8 protein-coding genes and 1 pseudogene are annotated in these 13,566 nt (G+C 49.0%); 4 read left to right on the forward strand and 5 right to left on the reverse strand.

Going from position 1 to position 13,566, the window contains the following annotated elements:
* Nucleotides 1–52: 52 nt before the first annotated feature.
* Together JOY44_RS27620 and JOY44_RS27625 are read left to right on the forward strand one after the other, a co-directional pair.
* Nucleotides 53–3,568: a PAS domain S-box protein gene (locus JOY44_RS27620; protein WP_207211233.1), complete on the forward strand. Its 3,516-nt coding sequence runs from the start codon at nt 53–55 to the stop codon at nt 3,566–3,568.
* 196 nt (nt 3,569–3,764) lie between these two features.
* Nucleotides 3,765–5,987: a sensor histidine kinase gene (locus JOY44_RS27625; protein WP_197985681.1), complete on the forward strand. Its 2,223-nt coding sequence runs from the start codon at nt 3,765–3,767 to the stop codon at nt 5,985–5,987.
* A 114-nt stretch (nt 5,988–6,101) separates the two neighbouring features.
* Here JOY44_RS27625 and JOY44_RS27630 read toward each other — a convergent pair whose 3' ends face one another.
* Together JOY44_RS27630 and JOY44_RS27635 are read right to left on the reverse strand one after the other, a co-directional pair.
* A complete protein-coding gene (locus JOY44_RS27630; RefSeq protein WP_171575669.1) occupies nt 6,102–8,951 on the reverse strand; it encodes a GAF domain-containing protein in 2,850 nt (949 codons plus the stop codon).
* Between the two features lie 86 nt (nt 8,952–9,037).
* Nucleotides 9,038–9,277: pseudogene (locus JOY44_RS27635) on the reverse strand (IS1 family transposase); the annotation flags it as partial.
* A gap of 251 nt (nt 9,278–9,528) precedes the next feature.
* Here JOY44_RS27635 and JOY44_RS27640 point away from each other — a divergent pair.
* Complete coding sequence (locus JOY44_RS27640) at nt 9,529–10,317, forward strand: hypothetical protein (protein ID WP_171575670.1); 789 nt, start codon at nt 9,529–9,531, stop codon at nt 10,315–10,317.
* Nucleotides 10,318–10,718: 401 nt separating this feature from the next.
* Here JOY44_RS27640 and JOY44_RS27645 read toward each other — a convergent pair whose 3' ends face one another.
* Both JOY44_RS27645 and JOY44_RS27650 read right to left on the reverse strand, forming a co-directional pair.
* On the reverse strand, nt 10,719–11,441 hold the full coding sequence (locus tag JOY44_RS27645) for a ParB/RepB/Spo0J family partition protein (RefSeq protein WP_171576757.1): 723 nt from the start codon (nt 11,439–11,441) through the stop codon (nt 10,719–10,721).
* A gap of 2 nt (nt 11,442–11,443) precedes the next feature.
* A complete protein-coding gene (locus JOY44_RS27650; protein ID WP_171576687.1) occupies nt 11,444–12,070 on the reverse strand; it encodes a ParA family protein in 627 nt (208 codons plus the stop codon).
* 413 nt (nt 12,071–12,483) lie between these two features.
* Here JOY44_RS27650 and JOY44_RS27655 point away from each other — a divergent pair, with 413 nt between their 5' ends.
* Nucleotides 12,484–13,029 carry a tyrosine-type recombinase/integrase gene (locus JOY44_RS27655; RefSeq protein WP_171576688.1) on the forward strand — a complete coding sequence of 182 codons (546 nt, stop codon included), beginning with the start codon at nt 12,484–12,486 and terminating at the stop codon, nt 13,027–13,029.
* A 42-nt stretch (nt 13,030–13,071) separates the two neighbouring features.
* Here JOY44_RS27655 and JOY44_RS27660 read toward each other — a convergent pair whose 3' ends face one another.
* Complete coding sequence (locus JOY44_RS27660) at nt 13,072–13,566, reverse strand: hypothetical protein (RefSeq protein WP_171576689.1); 495 nt, start codon at nt 13,564–13,566, stop codon at nt 13,072–13,074.

Genomic DNA, 13,566 nt, shown 5'->3' on the forward strand with positions numbered 1-13,566 from the left:
ACTCGTTCGTATCAATCTCTCTAATTGTTAACATCAGGGCTTACGGTGCATTATGTCTCTCTCCAGGTCGATTCAAGATTCGTTGGCTTTAACGAAGAGATGTCAAAGCAAACTCAGCCCAGCTAACTACCCTGACACAGCTAAATATAAGGGTGAAAGGTTTGCAGTATGTGCCGCATCTGAGCCAGAGCCGCAGCAACTTGCAGCGATGCTGTATAGCTACGAGCGGATTGTTTCCGCCACCCCTGATTGCGTGGCCTTAATGGATCGCAACTATATCTACCAAGTCGTCAACCAGTCTTATTTAACCTGGCATCAGAAAGCCTACGATGAAATCGTGGGGCACTCGGTTAGCGCCTTACACGGGCAAGAATTTTTTGAGACCATCTCCAAGCCGAACCTCGATCGCGGACTTGCCGGGGCGACTGGGCATATTGCGGAGTTATGGCTGGACTATCCCGATGGTCAGCGGCGCTTTATCAGAGCCACCTATGCCCCTTATCGAGAACTGGATGGCACGATTTCCGGTGTAGTGATCAATGTCCAGGATTTGACCCAACTTAAACGGGCAGAACTTGCCAATCAGGCATTGCAGGAGCGGATGCAATTTCTCCTCGCTGCCAGCCCTGGTGTGGTTTACTCTTGCGAAGCAGAGGGAAATTTTGCCTGTACCTACATCAGCGAAAACGTGACCCGGATGTTTGGCTACGCCCCAACTGATTTCTCGGGAGGGTCAGACTTTTGGGCTGAGCATCTGCATCCCGACGATGCGCTGAGGCTCTCCGCTGGACTGCCTCGCTTGTTTGAGCAAGGACACCATAGCCATGAATACCGCTTTCGGCATCGCGATGGACACTATTGTTGGGTGCAAGACGATCTGAGGCTGATCCGGAATCTTGAGGGAGAGCCGCTTGAAATCGTAGGGTGTTGGATGATGATTGACGATCGCAAAGCTGCCGAAGCTGCACTGGACCGGTCGCAAAAACAATACCAAACCCTGGTGGAAAATTCTCCCGATATTATTGAACGGTTTGATCCGCAACTGCGACATCTCTATGTCAACTCAGCCCTCACCAAAATTACTGGCATTGCCACAGATGCCTTGTTGGGCAAAACCTGCCGCGAATTGGGCATGGATGAGGGTATGGTCAATACCTGGGAAGCCGCCGCTTGCTCTCTGATCACAACGGGTCAAAAGCAACTCGTTGAGTTTGAACTGCCTACGCTTGACGGTTTCCGTTCCTATGAAATGGCGATCGTTCCAGAGCTATCCGATCAACACGCGATCGAGTCACTGCTTTGTATCTCCAGGGATGTGACGGAGCGCAAAGCTGCCGAAGCTGCATTGCGGCAGCAGCAGCAGCTTACAGAGCAGATAGCTGACTCTACCCTGGCAATTCTGTATGTGTATGACCTGATTGAGCAACGCAATATCTACTGCAATCAACAGATTGAAGCAGTTTTGGGCTATTCCGTAGACGAGATCCGGCTGATGGACAACGATCTCCTGACGCTGCTGATCCATCCAGACGACATGCACCATCTGCTAGCCAGTTATCAACGTCTTTTGATGGCTCAGGATGACGAATTTGTGGAAACGGAATATCGGGTATTACACAAAGATGGGGACTATCGCTGGTTGCTCAGCCGCCAGCGGATTTTCAACCGGACAGTGGATGGGTTGCCCAAACAACTCTTGGGCGTGTCAACCGATATCACGGTTCAGAAGCAAACCCAGGCTGCCCTGCATCAGCAGGCAATGCGGCAACGATTGCTGATGGTGGTCACCCAAAATATTCGACAAACGCTTGATTTAAGCCACATCCTCGAAACCACCGTGACCGAGGTGCGGCAATTCCTGCAAACCGATCGGGTGTTGATCTATCAGTTTGGCTCTGACTGGAGCGGTAGCATTATTGCGGAATCGGTAGTAGAGGGATGGCAATCTATCCTGGGCATGCAAATCACTGATACCTATTTTGTGAACATCCAGGGAGAAGCCTATGAGCCGGGCAGCATTAAGGTAACTAATGATATTTATAGAGCGAACCTAGAGCCTTGCCATTTAGCACTGTTAGAGCAATTGCAGGTACGGGCGAAACTGGTAGTTCCCATCCTGTATGACAATCGCCTGTGGGGATTGTTAATTGCCCATCATTGTCAATCACCCCGGCAATGGGAGACATCAGAAATTGAATTGCAACGACAACTGGCAACGCAACTTGCGATCGCCATTCAGCAAGCAGAATTGTATCAGCAGGTGCAAACCCTCAACACAGGACTGGAAGTGCAGGTGCAGGAACGCACAGCACAACTCCGACAAGCTTTAGACTTTGAGGCGCTGCTCAAGCGGATTACGGATCGGGTCCGCGATAGCCTGGATGAAGCCCACATTTTGCAAGCTGCTGTGGAAGAATTGGCTCAAGGATTGCCAGTTGCGGCTTGCGATACAGGCATCTATAACGCGGAACAAACCACGTCTACGATCGCCTATGAATGCACCAATACCCTCACTCCCGCTCAAGGCTCTACCTTTGCGATCCCCAATGGGTCCCATGTTGAGGTTTACCCTCAATTGCTCAGTGGTCTGACCTGCTATTTCAGCGACATTGCGCCGCACCCACTGAACCCTAGACAACAGTTGCTGACCACCCTGGCAACTCCGATTATGGATGACCAGGGAGTCCTGGGAGATATGTGGTTGTTCAAACCATCCGGTGAGACGTTTGATGATCTGGAAGTGCGCCTGGTGCAGCAGGTGGCAACCCAATGCGCGATCTCCCTGCGGCAGTCACGTTTGTATCAAGCGGCTCAGACACAGGTACAAGAGCTGGAACGGTTTAACCAACTGAAAGATGACTTCCTCAGCACCGCTTCCCATGAATTGCGTTCTCCCATGTCCAGCATTAAAATGGCAATCCAAATGCTAGAAATTAGTTTGGAGCCGCTGGGTGTCTTGGAAGATAAAGCCAACCCGATCCATTGCTATTTCAACATCCTGCGAGAAGAAGCAAACCGCGAGATTACTTTAATCAATGATTTGCTTGATATGGCCCGACTTGACGCTGGGACGGAGCCTCTCACCCTCACCACCATTGCGCTTCAGTACTACATTCCTCACCTGGCAGAAGCTTTTAGCGAACGCACTCGCCAACAACAGCAGCACTTAGCTATTCACATTCCTGATCATCTGCCAGACTTCAGCACCGATTTGCCTTATCTGGAACGCATTTTAACCGAACTCCTGCACAATGCCTGCAAATACACCCCTGCTGGAGAAACAATTACCGTGTCTGCTCAATCGGCTTCAGGAATCCTGGAGATTTTCGTCAGCAATACGGGGGTCGAAATTCCAGCCGCAGAATGCGATCGCATCTTCGACAAATTCTACCGTATTCCTAGCAGTGATCCCTGGAAGCATGGCGGCACTGGGCTGGGGTTAGCCCTGGTAAAAAAACTCACCGAACGTTTGGGTGGTCAGATTCACGTTTGCAGTGGCGATGGACAAACAACCTTTAGGCTGGAGTTTAGGTATGGCAGTGGTGCAGCCAATAAACTCCATCCATAAGCCCTCTAGCTACTTCGATAGGACAAATTGAGATGCTCTTCTCAAGGAAGCCTGCTCAAACTTTCCACATTGCAAGGATTGTCCAGATTCAGACTGACTGACCTAGCATAGTCAGGGGCAATTGTTGAGATTATTAATTGATCGTAGGAAATTTTAAGTTAACCCGCTAAGTAACCTGTGAGTAACCCTTCTAACCATGTTATTAAAAACTGTAAGCCGATGGTCGGTGACTGGGCAGATGCCACTGCGCCTGATTCTGGTTGTGCCGTTCGTAATGCAAATTTTTGTAGCGGTGGGCTTGACGGGTTATCTGGGTATTCGTAATAGTCAAAAATCGATCAACACTGTGGTCTCTCAACTCCGCAGTGAAACCAGCGATCGGATTAATCAGCAGATTCTCTTTTATCTAGAAAAGCCCTACCTCACTAATCAAACAATTGCGGCTGGAATTTCGGAAGGACAAATTGACATCAAAGATATTAAAGCCTTAGAGCATTTCTCCTGGCGGTTGGTGAACCAAAACACCGTGGGCTTTCTCCAAACCGCCACGCCTCAGGGAACTAGCGTGACGGTTGAAAGGGTAGAGAATGGCTCGATCGAGGCTCGTGTTGTCACCAGTCTACCCAATCGCCAGACTTACCGCCTGGATGACCAGGGGAACCGAGCTGAATTGCTGGAAACTAAAAAGTTTGACCCACGGACTCGACCCTGGTACAAGGCGGCATTACAAGCGGGTGAGCCAAGCTGGAGCAAAATCTTTGTCGGGGCTTCAGGAAAAGTGACAATTTCTCTGTCGCAACCGATTTACGGCGAAATCGGCAACCTTTTGGGTGTGCAAAATAGTAATTTTCGCCTTTCACGGATTCACGAGTTTTTGAAAAGCGTCAAGGTCGGACTGACTGGACAAACGTTTATTGTGGATCGCTCTGGACAGTTAATTGCTAGCTCGCTGATTGAGCAACCTTACAAGATTCAGGACGAGGAATTAGAGCAAATTCCAGCGACAGCCATTGAAAATCTTGTCATTCGTGCCACAGCCACAGCTGTGCTTGAGCGCTTTGGTGATTTCAGCCGCATCAATCAGAGCCAACAGCTTGATGTTGTGGTAGATGGCGATCGCCAGTTTGTGCAGATTTCACCCATTCGAGACGAGCAGGGCATTGACTGGTTCAGTGTTGTGGTGGTGCCGGAGTCCGACTTCACAGCAGAAATTGACGCCAACACGCGCACGACTATGTTGCTTTGTCTAGCGGCACTGGTGGTTGCAACCATTTTAGGGATCTACACGGCACAATTAATTGCTCAGCCCCTTAGACGTTTAAGCCAATCCTCTGAGGCGATGGCGGATGGGGCACTCGATCAAAACGTCGAACTCTCAAATGTGCGAGAGCTAAATGTGCTAGCTCGTTCATTTAATCGAATGACGCAGCAGCTACGCGGCTCATTTACCCAATTAGAACAAACCAACGAGCAGCTAGAGCATCGGGTGGAAGAACGAACAGCGGATCTGAAGGAGACGCTGCAAGAACTGCAACGCACTCAAACTCAGATGATTCAAGCCGAAAAAATGTCGAGTTTAGGACAGTTGGTGGCTGGAGTCGCGCATGAAATTAATAACCCTGTGAACTTCATTCATGGCAACGTGACTCACATCAATGAATACACTCAAAATCTCCTGGAACTGCTGCAACTCTATCAAACTGAATTTCCAGACTCTACTCCAGCCATTCGAGACAAGATGGACGAGATTGATTTGGAGTTTCTGAATGAAGATGTCCTGAAGCTACTGACATCGATGCAAGTTGGAACGGAGCGCATTCGAGGGATTGTCACGTCGTTGCGGAACTTCTCACGGCTGGATGAAGCGCAGGTGAAAGAGGTGGATATTCACGAAGGCATTGAAAGCACGCTCCTGATTTTGCAGCATCGCTTGAAAGCCAAAGTGAATTGTCCACCGACCACGCTGATTCGGGCTTATGGCGACCTGCCGCTGGTGGAGTGCCACCCTGGGCAGATGAACCAGGTGTTCATGAATATCTTAGTCAATGCGCTTGATGCTTTAGAAGAAAGTAATATCAACCGCACCTATCAAGCGATAGAAGCTAATCCTAATCAGATTACAATTCGTACCGCAGTGATTGATGCCGAGTGGGTAGAAATTGCGATCGCTGACAATGGTCCTGGAATGTCAGAGGAGACCCATCAACACATTTTTGATCCATTTTTTACCACCAAGCCCATTGGGAAGGGCACGGGTATGGGCATGTCCATTAGCTATCAAATCATCACCGAGAAACATGGCGGCAACTTCAGCTGTTGCTCTACCCTTGGCAAGGGGACTGAATTTGTGATTCAGATTCCTGTAAGACTGAGTTGCAGGAACGAAAAGATGTTGGTCGGCACAGCTGAAAATTCATGAGTTGAAGCTTATAGCGATACAATCGAAACGCCTATTCTCAGTCAAAATCATGAAGATTTCGGAAACAGGGTAGTTTTGTCCGTCACCTCGTCCTACTAAGTACGCCGTTGCTTCTCACTGAACAGGTAATGTAATCACAAACTCTGTGCCCTGACCCGGTTGAGAGTGGCAGACTAATTGACCTCCGTGTTTTTCAACAATCTGATAGCTGATAAATAAGCCCAGTCCGGTTCCTTTCCCTATGGGTTTAGTAGTGAAGAACGGGTCAAACAGCTTGGCTTGAATCTCCGGTGTAATGCCTCGACCATTATCTTTGATCGAGACTTCTACCCAGTCAGCATTGACACAGCGAGTCGAGATAGTGACGGTTTTGGATGATGTATGGCCTGTGGCAGTGGTTTCTAATTCATCGATCGCATTGCCAATCAAATTCATAAATACCTGATTGAGCTGTCCTGCATGGCAATGAACTGGAGGCAATTCTTCATAGTGTTGTTCAATCTCAATCGGCTTTCCAGAAACTAATTTCAAACGATGCTGCAAGATCAGGAGCGTACTTTCCAATCCTTCATGCAGGTCTACCGCTTTGACCGCCGCTTCATCCACTCGTGAGAAGTTGCGCAACGATTCAACGATTTCTCCAATTCGCTCAGTCCCCATTTTCATTGATGCACATAGTTTGGGGAAATCTGCTTCAATGTAAGCAAAATCACTGTCCTCCAAAAGCTGTAGTAAATCCGGCGACGGGGCTGAAGTATGTTGTTGATACGCCCGAACCAACTCAAATAAAGTTTGAATATACTCCTGGATATGAGCCAGATTGCCACTAATAAAGTTAATGGGGTTGTTCACCTCATGGGCAATCCCAGCAACTAACTGCCCTAGGCTGGACATCTTCTCACTGTGGAATAACTGAACTTGCGTTTGTTTCAAGTCATTCAACGTTTGTGCCAACTGTTCAGTTTTCTGTCGGGTTTGAACCAGTAGCTCTGCATGTTGTAGAGCGACTCCCAGTTGCGCTGCAATCTGACTGACAAACTCAATTTCAGAGGGTTTCCAGTGACGCGGCGCAGAATGTTGGTACACACCCAGCAAACCCCAAAGCGCTTGACCGACAAAGATGGGCATCACCATGAATGCCTTCACCTGAAACTGCTCCAGGATCTCCACATGACACTGAGCATAGCCCTGCTGGTAAATGTCATGCACGATTGAGCTGTCACCCGTGCGGTAGCGTCCACCTTGAGTCTCCTGTAAGTGAGTATCGTTCCAAACGGTATTCACTCCAAGCTGACCATTGTTCTGCCACTCAGGCGTGACCGCTTCATAGTTGCCGATAAAGGCTCCACCCCAATCCGCATTAAAGCGGTAGATAGCAACCCGTTCTGCTGTGACAACGTGGCTCAGCGACTGAGTGGCAATTTGAAAGATGGTGTCAATGTCTAAGGATTCACGAATTTTGGCAACGATTCGAGACAGCGTCATCTGCCGTTCCACGACCCGTTCTAACTCGGTGTTGGACTGCTGAAGTTGCTCAGATTGCTGTTTCAGTGCTTCCGTACGCTCTTCCACCTGCCGTTCCAGGCTGGCATTGAGCGATTGTACCTGCTGATACAGCCGATATTGTTTCACGGTCGCCGCAAAGCGTTCCCCTAGAGCTTGAGCATATTTGATCTCTTCTTCTGTCCAACGCTGCGCCTGCCCTTTCTTGATCTGCCGCCACACTTCAAAGGATTGACGGGGCATTAACTGACGCGTATCCGGGTTGTGATAGCCACCCCACTCAATCTCGGTATCAATTTCGCGACGGAAGAAGGTTAAGCACCCCATGATTTGAGTCCCATGCTTGAGGGGAATAATCAGAGCACTGCGAATGTTTGTGCCATCAAAGAAGGGTGCGAGGGTGCGAAATAGCGGTTCTTGGTAAAGATCATCGACTGCCCAGGATGAAGCGCCAGGCTTGAAGCTCTGAGACGGTTCTACTAGTTCGTACACCGCTCGCATCCACTCAGGTGACCAGGGAGTACGCCCCGTTTCATCTACAGAATGATTTAGGACAGAGTGCAAGTATTTTTGCCACACTAGATTCTCTTCAATCGAGCGCTCTTGGGTGGGATCAATGAGTGCGGGTTGCTCCCCACAGGTATAAATTTCTTTAGGTGAATCAGTCTCTGAAGCTAGATACAACCTGCCGCCTGCACTCAGGGTGTGCGAGGCTAATTCCAGCGCCTCTTGCCAATCGACAGTCGGCGACATTTGCAGTCGTGCCGTAACCTGGTTCATATTGGCTTCGCGGCGTGCCTGAGATCGCACCTGCTCTAGCAAAACCGATTGCGCAATGGCAACCGCTACTTGATCCACCACTGCCTGGATGAACTGCAACTCCGCTTCCGTCACGCTACGAGGTTCAGCGTGATGGGAGACTAGAAGCCCCCAAAGATGGTTGGCAGACTGGAGGGAGGGAGGATCGTAAAACCCGGAGGCTTCCCCTTCGAGCACAATTGGCACAACGATTGAGGATTTGACTCCCATTGCTGTCAGGTATTCCTGGTGGCAAGGGTCAACTGGACGATACCGAATATCACCTGTGTTGAGGGCTTCTCCGGTTTCTGGGCAGTTGAGTGGGCTAATCCCAATCGTATGATTGCCTAGATCGACGATCGATCGCTGACGGGCACGCACAAACAGTTCACGGGCATAACGAGGAATGTCGTCTGCGGGAAAGTGAAGTCCTAGAAGAGACGGTAAGCGATCTGCTTGAAGTGATTCTGCTACAACGACCCCATGACCATCCGGGTAGAATTGGTAGATCTTGACTCGATCTGTTCCCAGGTAGGCTCGAACCTCTGCTGCTGTAGTACTTAAGATACTCTCAAGTTCCAAGGATTGGCGCACCCGGTTCGCAATGCGGTGAAGTAACCCTTCCTGAGTTAAGGGCGAAATAGCGTCGTGCGATGACAGCATAGGGAGGTTCGCTTAAGGAGAATTTGAAGTTGCCAAGCTTAAAGTTCCCTTGAATGATGCAAAATGCTCCTACTTTCGGTAGTGCGTCAGGACAATGCGAGATAAGCTGCTAGCTTGTGCCAAGTCCAAGGACGAGAGGCGAATCCTACCCGTTGTGCGGTGGTGGAGTTGAAGCGACTGTGCCGCCAAATCCAATTGAAGTCGCTTACGACTAACCGAGTGGTCACTTTCGTCTGTCCACACACCTCGCCAAACTGGTTCTGTCGTCGATGCCATCTTCCTGTTTGTTGTCGAACAATCCCATTCGTACGCTCTAATCGCTGTGTTGGGGGATTTTCAAGTCAGCATCAATAACTAATGACACCCCCTCCAAGTGCAAACCCTTAGTTGCTAGTGCCACGTTCACTGCCTTCTACGTGTTTTTCCAGCTCTTCATTCAATAGCAGGCTTAATTGAAGATAGTCCCCTTTCAGTTATTTAACCGAGGACAAGAGCCGTTCATTTGGGTAGCTTAGGCTACATAAGCATCTTTTGCAGCCTAAGACACCTGAACTCGCCACTTATCTAGGACTAAGCTATGAACCGCACTCTCTCCTCCCTATCCCTTTCTGCTCTCGCGATTGGTGTGGCTCTCGTTTCATCCGTTGCCGCTATCAATCCAGCCGAAGCCTTTACCATTTCACTCGACCCCTCCCAAGGCAGTACCGAGAACACTGGCTCTACTGCTTTGCTTGACTTCAACTTTGTCCAAGATGGCTCTAACGTCAAGCTCAACCTGGGCTTCCAAAACACAACCAATGGGTCCACTGGGTTGGGTGCTACAGCCTCAACTCTAGTTGGCGTTGGATTTGATCTACCTGCTTTAATCAAAGGCTTTAGCTACAACGCCTCAGGCAGTGCGTTTACTAAGCTTTATGGCGACTCCAGCTTGAATCAGTCGGTCGTAGGTGAGGCAGCTCTAAACCCCTTTGGCACCTTTGATGTCGGTATTCGTTCTGCCGGGCCAGGGACCTTTGCAGGCGGCAATCCTCAAACAGGCTTAACCGCTGGGAACTCTACTTTGGTCAGCTTCATATTCTCTGGTACTGGACTAACGGCTAGCTTGGTTGAGAATTCCTTCCTGAGCGGTATCAAGAACAACTCCTTAAATATCGTTGGTCGCTTCCAGCAAGTAAATGCAGGAGGTGGCAGCGATAAAGTTTTAGGTGGTCTGGTGAGTGGAATCTCTTCGGCTCCTGAAATTACGCCTATTTCTGTTGGTGAGAACTCTGCGGCGGCTCCTGAACCCATGACCATTTTAGGTGCAATTGCAGCAGGGAGCGCTATTCTAGGTCGCAAGAAGCTTCAGCGTAAAGCGAATGCTTAAGTGCCATAGGATGAATCCGGCACTGATATAGATAAGCTAGGTGAGAAAGCTATGAATGCTGCACTGTTGAGACTCGACAGTGCAGCATTCTTCTTATTTAGAAAGCTTGTGGGCTAATGGAACCAAGGAGTGTCAATCAAACGACCCCAAAAGAGACACTCAGATGGGCGATCGCCCATGAACGACAGAATCGGACTTGGGGTGTCTCAAAAACTGTTTCAGAATCAAAGTCTCAAAAAAAGGTGCGTCCATGAGTTTTGATACAGTGTTCTGACCTGAAAACAGTGACGCAAAGGCTGCCTCTGCTAGCCTACTGCCGCATTTTCTGAAACAGGAGTGATTGAGGTGAGTTTGAGTCGCTGACATGTTATCTGGATGAATGGAAAATATGCCTTTATGCGTTAATTAGGTTTAATTGATTCACTGATCGCGTCACGCAACAGTTGTTTAAATTTTGGCAGTTGTTTAATGAGCGTTTGTGCCCCCGGTGAATCCGGAGCAGCCACTTCCCATTGCTCCAACTCTTTCAATGCCTTTTTGATAAATGTGCAACTCTGCACATTTTTCGGTGGCTCTTCTCCTGCCAGATAACTCATCACCGTTCGGCGACTTTTACCAATAATTGTTTGGAGAGCGGGAGCCAGTGCTTTTTCACCTGCTTTGGGTCTACCTTTTCCATCTTTGTACCCAGCTTTCCTCAATCGATCTGCGATTGCTCTGACTTCAGCAGGGGTGTAGTCGCGTCGCTGTTCATTTTCTGCGATCTCAACTTCTAAAGCGCGAGATGGTTCTCTTTGTGCGTCGAACTCCATGACTCGCACAGGTACTCCAGCGGCAAAATGTTGATTGAAGGTTTCTAAATCAATCTCTTTCAGTTGAGAAATTGCGGCTAATCGATGTCCACCTGCCAGCAACCGACCTTGCTTATCTACCGCCAACGGTTCGATCAGCCCCAACGCTGCAATTGACTCAGCTAAAGCCTCAACGTGAGCCGAATTGAGGGGACGGGTATCAGCGTCTCGTGGTTTGATTGCCTCCAGCGACATCACGGCATTGTTATTAGGCGCAGCAATACCGCGCTTGGTATTGCTTTGAGCAGTTTTGATCAGGTCATTAAGACTCATGGCTACCTGAATGATTTTGTAAGCTTCCACAGTTCAGCACCAACTGATTCCCACTCCGCTGCCGCACCAGCCGCCGCTTTGCCAGACAGCATGGAGACGGTACAGCCTGACAATTCTGCATCTAGATAGCAATCACGGCGCTGAATTGCTTGAGTGAAAGTGGGGATACTCGCCTGCACTAATGCTTGCTGTACTCGCTCGCCTCTACGGGAGGGGCGAGGTGGCACAAGGGACAGTAGCACCCGGTAGCGATCAGGAGTAAGTTCATTGAACTGGGTCAACGTTTGAATTGTTGCTTCAATCGCTGCGGGGGAACAGGATGTGGGAATAATCAAAAAGTCTGCGGCATTGGCAAGTTGCGTCAGTTCGACTTCGTTGGGGTTTCCCGGCGTGTCGATCACCAGGTCGGTAAAGCCATCGGGCGGTTGCTCATCACCATCGAAAACAGTGAAGCCAACGTTGTGATTAGCGGCAAGACCCCGCTTATACCAATTTAGGGCAGTGCGGATTGCGTCGCCATCGCCTAGCACTACGCGTCGTCCTCGATGTTTACTTAATGATTCAGCAATATGAATTGCCGTAATCGTTTTAGCCACGCCACCCTTAAAACTTAGGACAACAATGATCATCCAACCAGCCTCATAACTTTATGCTCTTGCCCTAATCATGCGGCGTTCGTGTATCACCATCAATTTTGCCATGTTGCCAGCTATTGAAACGCTTGCGAACAATTTTGCTGCAACAATTTCAAACTGTCTCAGCAAATCTTCAATAATGATGTTTGCAAAGACAACGAATTTAGAAAAACTTATCAATCAACGTAAGTATAGGGGTTTCAGCCGTTGACGAGATGAAGTGACTGATAAGCTCTGCTTAACTATCCTTTTCGATGTCATGAATGCGCCGTTAAGAATGGCTTTTCTACTTGGTATTCTGTTGGAATACCAAGTAAGGATTAAACGCTAATTGGTTAAGCAACTCCTAAACCGATAAATGTGCAATCCTGCACATTTATTAAAAAACGAGGTTAGTTAATTGAGCAATGCCAAAAGTTAGTAGGAATGGTCAAGCAGCAGTTTTGAGTCCGGGACAGCTAGACGAATTGTGGAGTGAGTTGGAGCAACCGCACAGGCTAATTACTCAAATTTGTTACTACACTGCCTCACGACTGGGTGAGGTATGCGCGTTACGGGCAGAAGATGTGGTGAATGGTGAAATTGTATTTCGAGCAAAGAATACCAAAACGGATGTGACTCGCACGATCGCGATCGCGCCTCCACTTGCAAAAGCATTAATAACCACTGTTCTACCTGCAACGGGTTATCTCTTCCCTGGCAAGTTTAAGGGGCACGTTACGACGCAGGCAGTTGATTTGGCGCTGAGAAGTGCTTGTGATTACTTGGGGTTTAAGGGAGTGAGTACCCACAGCTTCCGCCGATCACTGCTGACGCATCTCTATCGGGCGGGGCACTCACTCCGAACCTTACAGCAAATTTCGGGACATCAGGATATTGGCAACTTAGCCCGTTACCTGGACATCGATCGAGATGAGGCAACGAAGGCGCTGATGGACTTCTTTTCAGCTTGAGTTCCCTTTCCTCTATTGCTTTAGTTGGGTGAGAATGCTTTCTTAAGGTAGCTTTTCCACAAGCAGACTTAGCAGGTTTAGAACTTGATTCATATCGCCTCGAAGGAGTTGAATTTCTTGCTCGATCGCCGCTAGTCGTTGAACCATAGAATCTTGAGCGTTGGCAGCTTTTGGGGAGGAGTCTATGGAGGCTTCGTTTAGTTTGGCAGCGAGAGCATCCCAACTATTGGCTTTTAGATTGAAGTGGGCTTTAGCATCCTTGAGCGATTTGAACTGTTGCTTGAGTTGTTCGCCCGTGCGAGGTGCAGACGGTTTTAGTTGGGTTTGCTGGTCAAGATCGTCCTCAACCATTTCAACTACTTGGTCGATCAGGCGATCGTGATTGACAGCAATTTGGGCAGCAGCCCCCAGAATTCGGGAGGTGGCTTTAATCTGCACATCGCGTTCTTGCCGGAGTTGGCTGGTTAGATTGCGAATACGATCGCCCAAAGCCGAGGTGACAACGGTGGGGCGGATAGTATCTGAATCATTGCTCAT

Source organism: Leptolyngbya sp. Cla-17 (genome assembly GCF_016807185.1).
In the GTDB taxonomy this organism is placed as follows: Bacteria; Cyanobacteriota; Cyanobacteriia; order Leptolyngbyales; family Leptolyngbyaceae; genus ULC077BIN1.

What these genes read in the sequence shown, in the direction of transcription:
- JOY44_RS27620 (WP_207211233.1), top strand. Translation starts at nt 53, where the DNA reads ATGTCTCTCTCCAGGTCGATTCAAGATTCGTTGGCTTTAACGAAGAGA.
- JOY44_RS27625 (WP_197985681.1), top strand. Translation starts at nt 3,765, where the DNA reads ATGTTATTAAAAACTGTAAGCCGATGGTCGGTGACTGGGCAGATGCCA.
- JOY44_RS27630 (WP_171575669.1), bottom strand. Translation starts at nt 8,951, where the DNA reads ATGCTGTCATCGCACGACGCTATTTCGCCCTTAACTCAGGAAGGGTTA.
- JOY44_RS27640 (WP_171575670.1), top strand. Translation starts at nt 9,529, where the DNA reads ATGAACCGCACTCTCTCCTCCCTATCCCTTTCTGCTCTCGCGATTGGT.
- JOY44_RS27645 (WP_171576757.1), bottom strand. Translation starts at nt 11,441, where the DNA reads ATGAGTCTTAATGACCTGATCAAAACTGCTCAAAGCAATACCAAGCGC.
- JOY44_RS27650 (WP_171576687.1), bottom strand. Translation starts at nt 12,070, where the DNA reads ATGATCATTGTTGTCCTAAGTTTTAAGGGTGGCGTGGCTAAAACGATT.
- JOY44_RS27655 (WP_171576688.1), top strand. Translation starts at nt 12,484, where the DNA reads ATGCCAAAAGTTAGTAGGAATGGTCAAGCAGCAGTTTTGAGTCCGGGA.
- JOY44_RS27660 (WP_171576689.1), bottom strand. Translation starts at nt 13,566, where the DNA reads ATGAGCAATGATTCAGATACTATCCGCCCCACCGTTGTCACCTCGGCT.